This is a genomic window from bacterium (Candidatus Blackallbacteria) CG13_big_fil_rev_8_21_14_2_50_49_14 (assembly GCA_002783405.1).
Taxonomy (GTDB): Bacteria; Cyanobacteriota; Sericytochromatia; order UBA7694; family UBA7694.
In genome coordinates, this window is record PFGG01000041.1 from 163,873 (window position 1) to 176,274 (window position 12,402).

Consider the following 12,402-nt stretch of genomic DNA (forward strand, 5'->3'; position numbering starts at 1 on the left):
AGAAAAAGGTTCGAAATCCCAGAGGGGGTCAGGCCCCCATCAGCGCCGATAATTTCTCAACGGCCCAGGCCTGGTAAGGATGTTTGAGCTTTGCAATCGCATCGGGAAGCGAGAGCCAATGCAATTCATGTTGATCTTCGCCCGCTGCTTGCTTTTCTGTATTAAATTCAGCCAGAAAAAAATGTCCCAATTTAAACAGTACCCGATCCCGTCCCACCAGATATTGGCCCGCTTGTCCGAGGTACCAAAGCATTTCAATGCCATAGCCTGTTTCTTCTTGAACTTCACGTTCAAGACAAGATTCGAGCCCTTCTTTGCCCTCCTGCCCCCCGCCTGGAAGATACCAGCCTTCGGGAAGTTTCAAAACGGCAAGACAACCCACTGAGTTGAGAATCAGCGCATAGGCCCCTGGACGTTTGACCAGCGGCAGATGGGGCAAGTTTTCGCCAAAACATGGAATTTTTTCGTTCATATGCTCTCCTTACGGTGATAATACACCGTATCGAGCCCCCATGAAAAGAATTGTTTTTGGGTAAAGAGCAGTTTTAACTCTGGGCTGGGGATCGGGCGCGCAGTCGAAATCACACGGGCCTCTGCGGGCAGTTCTCTCAATTTGAGAATCAGACGCTCCAGCCATTCCTGATCCAAACAGTTGGCCGTTACATAAACAATACTGGCCTCGTGCAAATCTGTATCAAAAATATTCTGGTGTCTAAATTCAATATTTTTTAAGCCGAGTTTTTGCACGACACTTTGCGCATTGCTGATAAAGGGGGCGATCAGGTCGACCCCTACTGCTTTCATGCCATATTCGGCCTGGGCAAAGAAGACATTCCGACCCGTGCCGCAGCCCAAATCATAAAAGATATCATCCGGTCTGGCTTCAATATTTTTGAGTGAAGCACCAATCCCAAACCATGAGGTCTCTCCATAGGTCAGGCGGTAGAGGGTTTCTGGCCCGGTAATTTTGACTCCTTCGGTAAGGGCGATCCAGAATTGACTGGGATACAGATAAATTCGCGCCAAGAGCTTTTCACTGGCCAGCAGCGCAGGGTGACCCAAATGCATAAGTAATTCTGAGCTGTTGAGAAAGAGAAAATAGCACCAATTGCTGAAATATATCAACATGCGGCTGAAAAAACTCCAGGGGGTTGCCAGATTCCAACGGTAGCCCGGCCTGAAATAGGCCTTCAGGCAATTGAAATAAAAACCCGCCAGGGAAAGCAGTTTAATCGGCACGGGTGACGATCAGCTCCGGTTTGACAGGGGCACGACGGTTCAGTAAACGAATTGCCCGAATCAATTCTTCTGCCCGCTCAGGGATAGCGTGTACAGGCTTTCTGATTAAGGCTTGAAACTCGGTCAGGGTCATATCATCTAAGAAGCGCTTTTCTTCATTTCTGACCATCACTTCTGGAATCCAGATTTCATCTCCCAACTCAGCACCTGCTGCTTCGGCGAGTAAATCTTGCGCCATTAGGAGACCTGAAACCGTGATTCCGGCTCCCCAAAAGCGACTGCGACAGCGCAAGAGTTGAAAGCTCAGATTTTTAACCTGTTGCTCAGCTTCTTTGAGCAGGGGCGCGATAATATCTGCACCAATTTGGCCTGTCATGATCGTAATGCGATGTTTTTTCTTTAAACTTTTGGGCAGTTGATGTTGGTTGAGATGAAATTGATCGATAAAACGGCGGGCCCCCCCGACTCCATCTTCCATCTGTTCAAAACTGCCGTAATGTTCAAAGGGCGGATAGGGTTGGTTCGTCATCCAATAGAATTCATCGCCCAGACGAATCAAAGGATCCCCGTGCAATTTTTTCGCTTTTTCTTGCCAGGGTTTGACCTGGGCCATGATCTCTAAGGCCATTTGGGGAGAAACCGGGGGCAGTTGCGGCAAATGTGTACGGTAATCGGTCATGCCCAAGGGCACGACCGAAACGCTTAAAACGTGTGGATAATAGGCAATCAGTTTTTCCAGGGTATGATCCAGGTCTTTGCCGTCGTTATAACCTGGACAGAGCACGATTTGAGTATGCACTTCAATCCCATGTTCAAACAGGCTTTCCAATTGTTGTCGAATGCGCCCGGCCCGAGAATTGACAATTATTTTACGCCGCACGCTGGGGCTCATCGAATGTACAGATACATTGAGGGGACTGAGTTGTTCTGCATAAATTCTGTGCCAATCAGAAGGCGATAAATTGGTGAGGGTAATGAAGTTTCCCTGAATAAAGGAATAACGGAAATCATCATCCCGAATAAACAGCGTTCGGCGTAAGCCTTTGGGCTGTTGGTGGATAAAACAAAAAACACAACGGTTTTCGCATTCAACGATATCTTCTAGCGGTTCTGGACTGGGAATCATGCCCAGAGGCTCGCCATATTCCCGTAGAATCTGAGTTTGGTATACCAAACCATCCGTTGCTCTGCGCAGCTCAAGTACCAGTTCTTCGTCAGAAGTCTGGTCAAAAAATGAGAGGAAATCACCCACTTCTTCATCATTGATGCGTAGGAGAATATCGCCTGTGGCAATACCTGCCTGGTCTGCAAGGGTATTTGGGGTTATACGAACGGGAAAGGGTTTGGGAGTATATCGGTGGCGTCTGGGCATCTGGGTTGCTCGGTATCAGTCAGGATTAATTCTCAGTTTACACTGCTTTGAGGCGTTTGGGGGAGCGGGATGGGATGTCGGAAAAGCCTTTCAGCCAGATGCGAATCTCTGAGTCTGTTGAGCCTCCGTTGGGTTTGAAGTAAGGACTGACCCGGTGAGGCTCAAAATCAGTTTGTGCCTGAAGCATTTGAATTCCGGCTGTCAAAAAAATCAGGTAGACTGGAAGGGTCTTTCACCAGCGATCGCAAGTCTGAAGTACCCGGAGGAATGCCATGAGTGCCGATGCCCCTACCCTTTTGAATATTTACGAAAAAATGGTTCTGTGCCGCAGTTTGGACGATATTTTGGCTCAGACCCGTCATTTGGGCAATCCCTTTTATATCGGTTCTACTTTTGAAGAACCTTTGGTGACGGTGGGACTTCAAATGCGCTCTGGCTCGGGAATTGATTATGATATTCTCTCAGCCTATTACCGCTCACTTCCGCTGGTTTTGGGCATGGGTGTTCCCCCCCGTTCGATCATGCAACAGGCTGCAATGACTGAAACTGACCCTTTTTCAAAGGGGCGGCAGATGGTGAATCATTTTTCTGAACCCGATTTCAATATCATGCCAGTCTCTTCCTGCGTAACGGTTGAGGCTGGAAAAGGCTTCGCCTCTGCATTGATTCAAAAAATGCACAGCCAGGCCCCCGTTTTAACGGTGGTTCATCTGGGAGACGCCATGTGCGCTGAAGCAGATTTTTGGGTCATGATGCAGGAAATTTCACTGCGTGAGCTTCCCGTTTTGATATTGGTCAGTAACAATGGGGCAGGCATTCATACGCCCTATCAGCAAGGGTCGGCTGCTCCCTGTCAAAGTGCTTGGGGGCTGGCCTGCAAAGTTGCAACTTCTTCCCGCCCAGAAGATCCTGATTTGCTGAAATATGTTGAAAGCTTCAGCCCTGCAATGCCGACTGAAGTGCAGTTTCTCGACAGTCCCAAACCCGGTTGGAAATTGGTGGATGGTACCGATCTTCTGTCTGTATATGCTGCGTCTAAAACGGCCATTGACTATATTCGCAGAGAACGAAAACCCTTTTTGCTTGAGTTGCGCAGTGAACGCGGTCGCCACCACTCCTCTTCGAGCAATCCTTCGGGCCAGATCCTGGAACAGGTCAAAGATTGGGATCCGCTACAAAAATTTGAAACCCGCTTAATTCAGGACGGGCTGCTCACGCCAGATCAGGCAGATGCTATCCGCGCTAAAATCAAAGCCGATTTGATGCAAGAGGTAGAATCTGTCAAATCTGAAGCGCTTTCAGAGGATGCTTTTTCTGATATGTATTACAGTGGCCCTTTGAGCACCGTCTAATCTTGATCGAATTGTGGCATGGGGGTGGCGCGCATGAAATCTGAAAGTGACATTAAAAATTCATCCCAAGCACTTTCTCTGCCAAAGCGCAGCCCTTGGTAGTTTTTACCCAAATAGCTGCGATACTTTTCATCCGTCAGGGTTTGACCGGGTGGCATCAGAATCGAGAGGCCATTGGCTTTCGCACCAAAACTGTCGCGGGCGTGCAGGGTGACTTTTTCTTGGGCGCGGCGGGCATTGAGCACGGCAGCCTCAATTTGGGCATCATTGACCTGTTCCAGCAGCGCTGAGCCAAAGGCATAAAAATCCCGTAAATAATAGCCTTCATTGTTTTCTTTGAATCCCGGAACGGACAGGTAGGCTGCCCGGATTTGGCTGCCCAAAGCAGGCATTTTGGCGATTAAGGTCAAAGCCAATTGGTTGACCGCCGTTTTTAATTCCCGCATCTGATTGAGATCAAAGGCTGCCAAAGTGGTATAACCCATGGCTTTGCCCCCATTCTTAGCGAGGGCTTGAATCGACAGTTGACGGGCAATTTCACGTGGGGCGATTCCCTGACCCGCCATTTCGTCAAAACTGCGGGTCATGGTGAGATTGGAGTTTTCAACCGAATAGGAAACATCCTCTGAAGCCAGAGCGTAATTCACCGTTCCCTCCAATTCATAGAGGGCTTCCAAATTGCCCATTAAACAAGCTCTGAAATAGACTAGATCCAATTTTCGACCCCGTAAGGCCTGGCGCATGGCTTGGTTAAGCTGAGGGGGGGAAAGGGTTTTCTGTTGTTGCGAAGCGGGCAAGAGTTGCCCTTGGGGAGTGGTTTGTACCTTATCTGTGCCGATCCCCATCAGACCTGCGCCATGGGTATAAATCTGAAGATATTTGTATTGGGCAGGATAATGATCCAGGCTCCATTTGAGTACTTCTGAGAAAACCGCAGGGTTATTCGACTGTACTTCGCCGACACCCGGAGCGAGTACGCTTTGAGGAGCTCTGACCGTTTTGGGAGCATTGTCTGCGGCCTGAAGATAATAGAGACGGCTGTCTCCCATTTGATTGCCATCCCGAAAAACGAGATTGTAGACCTGGTTTTGCGGAAGATCGTCCATCATTTCAAGCATTTGCTGCGACCAAGGGCTTTGATGGCCTTCATCGTCAGCCATCATATAGGTCAATTTGACGGCACGGCGGGGTTCTTTGCCTACAGGCAAGAGCGGTTGAAGTTTAAAATTTTGATAGGCTCCTGCTTGGCTGATGCTCTGGCTCTGTGCCTGAAAAACAGCAGGCAGCGGTTTGAGGTTTGTGGCAGACAAGGGTGAATTGGCACAACCCGTGATCAAAAGGGTTGAAATCAGAGAACAGGAGATGGTTTGAATCAGGTTCATAATTCCTCTACGCTTGGGTTTCAATATACCCTATATCTTAGAAAAACAGAGTGTTCTGAAGCACTCAGATTTAAGCTTTGTTTATTATTTTGCTAATTTTTAAATTGAGTTCTGTCAACTTAGCTTCCCAAGGCTGATTCAAGCACTTCACGTTCAACCTCGCTGTTTTCACCCGCATTTTGAACCATGACATAATCGATCAAGGTGGGCGCGAATTCCATGAATTCTTCTTGGGTGGATAACTTGGCTAAATAGGCTTTTACTTCAGCTTTGAGTTGCGGGTCCTGGATCGACTCTGCACGTTGCCCAAGCTCAGATTGAAAGGCCCGCAGATCTTGCTGATCCTTTCTCAGATAGCGTTCGGGAGCCAATTCTGAATAACTGCTTGTGGATTGCGCTCTGGGAGGCAAAGTGGGCGGTTTTTTTAAGGCAATTCCAGCCCGTAAACGCGCATCGAATTCTGCTCTGGGCATCGAATCGAGTTCTCCCCAGGGGTTCATAAAATAGGCCTGTTTTGAATCCAATTTGCTCAAAAGCAGGGCATGTCCGCCATCCCCCCCTGTGGCACTGTCTCCCCAATCGAGGTCTACCAGCAAGGGGGTTTTGCCTTCTGAGACCATCCGTTCAGTGGCTTTCAGGACCTGTTCACGCGTTTCTGGGGGATCCGTGTAAATGGAATGGACACTGTCAATTCGCTCTTTGCCAAAAACACCTTCAATTAAATGCAGGGTTTCAGGAACGGTCAAGCCACCCGCTCCATTTCTTGGGGAGGGCAAAAAACTGCTTTTGGCTTGGTGTGCATCGGCCTGGTTATCGTAGTCGAGCTGGCTGCCATTGGCATACTCCATCAGAGCGGGCTGAATCAGACGGCTGGCAACAGAACGACCACTTTGATCACCTGTTTCAGTGCCGGAGACCCTCTGCAGAAAGGCTGAATCGATACGAGCACGTGCAGAGGGGCTTGCCAATTTTCTGACAGTGTCCAGGTAGGCCGCAGGATTGTCCATTGCCAGGAGGGCCTCAACCCGTGTGGCAGCACAGGTTCCTTTGCTGTGCTGGCTGATCTTTTCAGGGAAAGCAATATTTTGCAGGGCGCTGTTAAACAATTCCTCGGATTGGCTTTTCAGGGCAGGATCCAGGTTCTCTCCCGTGTTCAGTTTCTCGAGTGCCTCTAAAAGCCTGTCGTCGAGTTTGCCCTCGCGAATCAATTGGCTGAAGGAGCTGATGGGACTGTTAACATAATGCCCTTTTTCTCCTGCTGCAGTGCCTGATTGAGCGGTTCCCCCGCCTGCCCCTTGGATTTCGGGGCTGAGCGCATCAAGTGCACCTTTTGATGCCAGTATCTCAAGGGCGCGGTGTTGTTGTTCTGAACTGAGTTCAGAGAATTTTCCGCCTGAATTCTGATCCAAGACATAGCTCAGATCATTTTCGACAGCTTGATGGTAGGTGCTTTCCAGTTCCTGTGCCAAGGGTTTCTGGAGACTCACAGGCAGATAATCGGCATATCCAGCTGCGGTTTCCAATAAAAAGGCTTTGGGATCCGTGGTATCCAATTGGTTTTGGCTTTCAAAATAGCGTGAAATTGAGCTTAGATCTTCTGTTGCGCTGGGTTGTTCAAGCCTTTGAACCCGTTGAACAATCTCCACGACACCGGGCTCCTGACGTTTGGGCATTTGAAAGCTGCCCGGTTCAAAATCGGCTGTTTGTTGCAGATTGGGTTTGAGATCTACTTCTGTTGTGGGGGGGGGCGGATTTTCTGCGGGTGGGGCTTCGGCTTGGGGTGTTTCCCCGCTTACGTAGGATTGCGCATTTTCAAGCAATCCTGCTGCTTGGGCCTTGATTTCAGTCAGACTGGGAAGTTTGGGCAAGGACGGAAAAGACGGGAATTCCATACAAAACTCCATAAAATACAAGCTTATCTGCGTTTAGTATAGCTTTATTTTTCGCTTTTGGTTCGCTTCTTTCAAAGTCTCGCCCCTAAAATACAGGTAAAAAACTAAATTGAAGGAAGAAAAATCCTTTGCTTTTGTGCCATGAAGCGAAAGAACTATCTCATTTTTTCTGTTTCGGACTGGAAAGAAATCACATTTCAATAAAAGTCGGGGTAAAATGTGTAAGTGATACAATTGACTCTTCTCAAAGATCTTTGAGCCTGTATCAACAAATGACTGACGAGAGTAAACCCTTCTCATGATGACCAAAGAATTGAATGCACTGGCCCTATGCAATGTTTTGAAAGATATCGTGATCAAAGTCAATGACCATGAACTCGATGAATTGGGTTTGGCCAAAGGCATGATGCACTTGATGGATGAAGAAGCACAGCAGAAAATCCTGAATAAATTTCAAAACCGTGAAAAGACCTATGAAATGGGTGGTTCAGGAGCCAATATGATGCGTACTTTGGCTGTCTTGGGTCAAAAAGTCAGTCAGGCCGGTATGGTCGGCAATGATCAAAATGGCGAACTCTACCTCGAACGGATGCAGGAATTGGGCATTGTCAACAATATCCGTAAAGCCTCGATGGGAAGCACAGGAACCTCCATCGTTTTGATTTCACCTGATGGGGAACGCACCATGAATACCTGTTTGGGCATGAGCCGTTGTTATACCACCCAGGACATTCCGGAAGCAGATATTGCAAACTCAGAAATATTGGTGGTAACAGGCTATCAATGGGACACGAACAATCAAATTGAAGCCGTCAACCATGCTTTGCGAATCGCAAAACAAAACCATACCAAAATCGCTTTTGATCTTTCTGACCCTTTTTGTGTAGAACGCCACCGTGAAACCTTTCTGAATATTTTAGATGAATATGTAGATATCGTTTTTTCAAATTTAAAAGAAGCCAGCATGCTGACAGGCAAAGACCTTGAAGGCAGTCTTGAAACCTTGGGCGAACTCTGTGAAATTGTGGTTTTAAAATGTGGTTCAAAAGGTTCTTGGCTGAAAAACCGCGAAGAAAAGGTTTTCATCCCCTCGAATAAGGTCGCGGTTGTTGATACCACTGCTGCAGGTGATATGTATGCCGGTGGGTTTCTCTGTGGCTATCTGAACCAGCTAACTTTGCAGGAATGTGGACAGTTGGCTACATTTTGTGCTGAAACGGTAATTCAAAATGTAGGTGCCAAAATTCCTGAAAACCTGCTGGATTTAGCCCAGGCCCATTTGGCGGAACTGAAAACTTCAGCACATGTTTTGGCTCATAGTCAGGCTTAATTCTTCGTTTTAATCAGTTAATATTGCAGAAAAGCCCTGAACTTCAGGGCTTTTTTATCGGTAAAATTTAAGTTGAAACGGGTTTCTGCCTGAACAAAAGCGTTTACCAGGCCAGAATTTGTTTGGCCAGGCGTAAATTATCAGCTTCTTTTAAATTCGGAATGCCATTGCCATCTGAATCTTCACTGCTGAAGATTGAGCTATCCCCTACCAGGACGACCTTGCCTGCACCATAGAGTGCGCTTAGCACCACCCCAAATGAACCCGTATTGTCGAGAATACGAAAACTGTTTTTGCTTGAACGGGCCAGAATTTCAGCTGAGGGAGAGGTCGTGGTCTGGACACTCCCTGATTGATAGAATTTGAGCTGCGCGATGGATTGGGTAATGGCATGGGGCGTGAATTGATCCACCGTTAAATAACCTGAACCAGAATCTCGCAAGCTATCCGCACCCATGCTCAGGCCATAAGGGGCCAAAAGCAAATTGACAGCTTGAGCATCAAAACCACCAAATCCGGCCCATTCGCCCAAAACCACCAGTTTGCCCCCATTTAAAACAAACGCTTGAATGGCCCCTATTTCTTCTGCTGAAAAACTTTTCGAGGGGCTGATAAAAACCAGGATATCTGTATCAGAGAGATTTTCCAAGGAGTTCATTTTTTTGAGCGAGTAACCGGCCTGGATCCATTCATTTTGCAGTGTTTCAAAATTCTTTAAGCCAGCTTCTGCACTTTGACCCATAGGATTTTTACTGGTGTCGAGGCTGACTTTGATTTGACCGGTCTTGGTGGGCAGGGTCAGCGTACCGAGATCCAGATTTTGATTGATTTGAGCGGCTGTGATCTTAATCTGGCTTTGATAGCCTTGTTTTGCGGCCACCATTCTCAATTGCTGTGCTTCTGAATAGCCAAATTGAAACTCACCGTTGGCATTGGTGATGATACTCTGCTTGCTGTCAAAAACGACGGCATTTGCGAGCGGCTGCCCCTGTGAATCTGTGACCCGCCCTTTGAGAGTGGATTGATTCCGTTCCATTTTAATCGCCAAAAGCAGGGTATCTGTGTTTTGAACTGAGGGCACACCCAGTAGGTTGACTGTGCGCGAGGATGAAAGAAATCCGCTGGCATTGACCCGGATGGAATATTCTGTGTCAGTGCGTAAACCAGGGAAATTTGCCAAGCCATTGCTGTCCGTGGTGGCTTTAATCGCAGGCACCGCTGCCGCACTGATCTCCACTTCTGCCCCGCTAATGCCTTTGACATCGGCATCTGAAATCAACAATTGAACATCTTTGCGCGGAATCGGTAGGGGAGTGCCAGTGACGGCTCCCGTGGGAGCAGGGGTTGGGGTCTGAACAGGCGGATCAATCACGCCATCTGAGACGCAGGCCGTAAGCAGCATACCGCTCAGCAACGCAGCCAGGGTTTGGTATTTTAATGTTTTCGATTTTTGAGTCTTAATCACGGGCATCGTTGCGGGTCCACCTTAGGGCACGTAAAGCATTCATTTTTCCATAACCACTGGCCTCATCAAAACCAGGGGCATCCAGATCATCCGCTGTGGCAATCAGGCGGCTGCGGATCTGGGCCGGTGTTAAATTGGGTTCGCGACTGAGCATCAGGGCAACGACTCCGGTGACATGGGGGCAAGCCATCGAAGTGCCAGAGGTTGCTGCGTAGTAAGTGCTGGTGACCCGCTTCATAAAATATTCATAGGTCTGATAGGAGGGCCAGGTCGACCAGATTTGTTGCCCTTCTGCGGCATTGGTGCTTCTGCCTCCCCCTCCGGGGGCCAGAATATCTATCTCAGGGCCGCCATTGGAATAGGATGCGACCTTGTCATATTGGGTATGTGCACCCACTGCAATTACGCCTGGATAGGCTGCTGGCACGGTAATCGGATTGATACTGCCTTGAAAGCGACTGCTTTCGTTTCCTGTGGCAGAGACAATCGAGATGTTTTTCTGAAGGGCCAATTGAATGACATCGACCAAGGCTTGGGTTGATTTTGCTGCGGGGCCGCCAATACTGATATTGATAACGCGTACATTGCGGTCAATGGCGCGTTGAAAGGCTGCCGTGAGAACTGCTGCATCTGTATTGCCGGCATAGTCTGTAGATTTGATTGGAATAATTCGCACCCCTGAACCGGCTACGCCAGCAACCCCAATTTGGTTGTTCAGGGTAGCAGCAATGATACCGGTGACATGGGTGCCATGCCCGTTTCCATCCTTGCCCCCAAAATTGGTGCTTTGGCCTGTAAAGGGATTGCGATAAATATCAGGGCCCCGTTCTTCATTCCAGATGTCTTCAAGTTTTTCGAGATGATCAATTAAATCAGGGTGATTGGGATCGACCCCCGAATCAATCACTGCCACCCGCAGCGTGGGATTTCCTGTGGTCAGCGTCCAGGCTTTGTCAATGCCTGCACTTTTCATATTCCATTGCAAACCGTAATTGGGATCGTTGGGGCGAATCACGTCGCTTGTTAAGGCCTGGGTTTGAAAATTGGGAAGATGAAAACTGGGGTTGGGTTCAGCATAGGCCAGCGCACTCGAATGATTCAATTGCTCGAGGGTTTTCATCAAGGAGGTCTGGGTAGGAATTTTTAAAAGATAGATGCCCTGCTCCTTCGAGATCAGGCGGCTGTCTTCGATTTTGACCTGCTCAGGCAGCACATGATTCAAATTGGCTGCGACATCACGTAAACGCACCAGCACATCTCGGCTGTGGGCCAGATCTACTGAGTCCAGCAGGTGAGCTGGACTGGCTACAGGGGCTTGTGCGGTTGTCGGGGCCAAAACCGTATTCAGGCCTTGCGTCGAACAGGCCGTCAGAAAAGCCAGGCTGATCAGCCCGATAAGTTTAGGAGTAAAGCCGTTGAACATTGATCACTGCCGGGTGGAGCATGAGAACCCTGACTGCCAAGCCAGGATTCAGATGGAGGGGCAATTGCAGCCGATAGGAGTAAAAAGACCGTTTTTCAACCTCACGCGTGCCATAAATTTTGTGAAATTTGGCGATCGTTTCGGCTGTGGTGCCGGGTTTAAAGTCAATGATCATCTGGTTGCCACCATCCAGCGGGATTTGGGTGACAATCGCTGTACCATTGGGGATTTGGGTTTGGTTGCCCACTGTGGCTGGTGTATTAGACGCAGTAGGCGCAGGGGAAGCGCCAGCTTGGGGGGATGAAACCGGATCGGGGAGCTTCATTTTGAAATTGGGTTCAGCATATTCCACCAAGGGGCTTTTTGAAAATAAAGCCTTGGCTTCTTCTACGCTCATGCCCTGTGGCAAACGCAAACGGTGCACATGAATACCCGAAATAACGCTTAAAGTACTGGCATTGTAATGCGTGGTCAAAAATTTGATATCCGAGGCACTGGCTTCGGGTTTAAACTTTACCAGCAACTCTCCGGGCATATAATCAGAGGTTTTAACGGGTTGGCCAGGGTTGACGGGCTGAATATTCACGGCTGTGGGGTTGATATGATCGGCTACTTGGTAAATCGGAGCGGGATCGGTGCTGGCGACACTGCCCAAACTGGCAAAAAGTTCAGCGTATTGATTGCGGGTTCTCAAACTGGGAATTTTAAAGACCCAGGTATGGTTGCCCTTGTTTTGGGGGTGGGGCGCTTTGAAAGTTTCCCCTAACATTTCAACAAAGGAGGTCTGAACCTCTGGACGAAACGTTACCGTGACAAACTGGTCTGCGGCCAGAACTGACTGACTGAGTGTCAGACTGAATATGCAGGATGTGAGAAAAAGTTTGATGCTTTTCATTTGAGCAAATTATAGCATGCGGGTTAGGGTGAAATGGAAGCTTATTCTGAAC

At 48.4% G+C, this 12,402-nt stretch carries 10 protein-coding genes; 2 read left to right on the plus strand and 8 right to left on the minus strand.

What is annotated here, in order from left to right:
* Positions 1-28: 28 nt before the first annotated feature.
* Genes COW20_10055 through COW20_10065 form a run of 3 tightly spaced genes read right to left on the minus strand, consistent with a single transcriptional unit; the run spans position 29 to position 2,611 of the window.
* Positions 29-472, minus strand: a complete 444-nt coding sequence (locus COW20_10055; protein PIW48420.1) for a DNA mismatch repair protein MutT — start codon at positions 470-472, stop codon at positions 29-31.
* Positions 469-1,239, minus strand: a complete 771-nt coding sequence (locus COW20_10060) for a hypothetical protein (GenBank protein PIW48421.1) — start codon at positions 1,237-1,239, stop codon at positions 469-471. Before COW20_10060 ends, COW20_10055 begins: the two co-directional genes overlap by 4 nt.
* Positions 1,229-2,611: a DUF512 domain-containing protein gene (locus COW20_10065; protein ID PIW48422.1), complete on the minus strand. Its 1,383-nt coding sequence runs from the start codon at positions 2,609-2,611 to the stop codon at positions 1,229-1,231. Before COW20_10065 ends, COW20_10060 begins: the two co-directional genes overlap by 11 nt.
* A 272-nt stretch (positions 2,612-2,883) precedes the next feature.
* On the opposite strand from COW20_10065, the gene COW20_10070 reads away from it, so the two are divergent.
* Positions 2,884-3,963, plus strand: coding sequence for a hypothetical protein (locus COW20_10070; GenBank protein ID PIW48423.1), 1,080 nt, complete (start codon positions 2,884-2,886; stop codon positions 3,961-3,963).
* Here the strand turns inward: COW20_10070 and COW20_10075 are convergent.
* Both COW20_10075 and COW20_10080 read right to left on the minus strand, forming a co-directional pair.
* A complete protein-coding gene (locus COW20_10075; protein ID PIW48424.1) occupies positions 3,960-5,345 on the minus strand; it encodes a hypothetical protein in 1,386 nt (461 codons plus the stop codon). The genes COW20_10070 and COW20_10075 overlap by 4 nt on opposite strands.
* A 119-nt stretch (positions 5,346-5,464) precedes the next feature.
* Positions 5,465-7,237 (minus strand): hypothetical protein, encoded by a 1,773-nt coding sequence (locus tag COW20_10080; protein ID PIW48425.1) that lies wholly within the window; start codon positions 7,235-7,237, stop codon positions 5,465-5,467.
* Positions 7,238-7,535: 298 nt separating this feature from the next.
* On the opposite strand from COW20_10080, the gene COW20_10085 reads away from it, so the two are divergent.
* A complete protein-coding gene (locus tag COW20_10085) occupies positions 7,536-8,567 on the plus strand; it encodes an adenosine kinase (GenBank protein ID PIW48426.1) in 1,032 nt (343 codons plus the stop codon).
* 103 nt (positions 8,568-8,670) lie between these two features.
* On the opposite strand, the gene COW20_10090 is transcribed toward COW20_10085, so the two are convergent.
* The 3 genes from COW20_10090 to COW20_10100 are packed head-to-tail and all read right to left on the minus strand — an operon-like array spanning position 8,671 to position 12,350.
* Complete coding sequence (locus COW20_10090) at positions 8,671-10,038, minus strand: hypothetical protein (GenBank protein PIW48427.1); 1,368 nt, start codon at positions 10,036-10,038, stop codon at positions 8,671-8,673.
* Entirely contained in the window at positions 10,025-11,455 is a 1,431-nt protein-coding gene (locus COW20_10095) for a hypothetical protein (GenBank protein ID PIW48428.1), read from the minus strand. The genes COW20_10090 and COW20_10095 overlap by 14 nt, the downstream gene beginning before the upstream one ends.
* On the minus strand, positions 11,433-12,350 hold the full coding sequence (locus tag COW20_10100; GenBank protein PIW48429.1) for a hypothetical protein: 918 nt from the start codon (positions 12,348-12,350) through the stop codon (positions 11,433-11,435). Before COW20_10100 ends, COW20_10095 begins: the two co-directional genes overlap by 23 nt.
* Between the last annotated feature and the right edge of the window lie 52 nt (positions 12,351-12,402).

What these genes read in the sequence shown, in the direction of transcription:
- COW20_10055 (PIW48420.1), bottom strand. Translation starts at nt 472, where the DNA reads ATGAACGAAAAAATTCCATGTTTTGGCGAAAACTTGCCCCATCTGCCG.
- COW20_10065 (PIW48422.1), bottom strand. Translation starts at nt 2,611, where the DNA reads ATGCCCAGACGCCACCGATATACTCCCAAACCCTTTCCCGTTCGTATA.
- COW20_10070 (PIW48423.1), top strand. Translation starts at nt 2,884, where the DNA reads ATGAGTGCCGATGCCCCTACCCTTTTGAATATTTACGAAAAAATGGTT.
- COW20_10075 (PIW48424.1), bottom strand. Translation starts at nt 5,345, where the DNA reads ATGAACCTGATTCAAACCATCTCCTGTTCTCTGATTTCAACCCTTTTG.
- COW20_10080 (PIW48425.1), bottom strand. Translation starts at nt 7,237, where the DNA reads ATGGAATTCCCGTCTTTTCCGTCCTTGCCCAAACTTCCCAGTCTGACT.
- COW20_10085 (PIW48426.1), top strand. Translation starts at nt 7,536, where the DNA reads ATGATGACCAAAGAATTGAATGCACTGGCCCTATGCAATGTTTTGAAA.
- COW20_10090 (PIW48427.1), bottom strand. Translation starts at nt 10,038, where the DNA reads ATGCCCGTGATTAAGACTCAAAAATCGAAAACATTAAAATACCAAACC.
- COW20_10095 (PIW48428.1), bottom strand. Translation starts at nt 11,455, where the DNA reads ATGTTCAACGGCTTTACTCCTAAACTTATCGGGCTGATCAGCCTGGCT.
- COW20_10100 (PIW48429.1), bottom strand. Translation starts at nt 12,350, where the DNA reads ATGAAAAGCATCAAACTTTTTCTCACATCCTGCATATTCAGTCTGACA.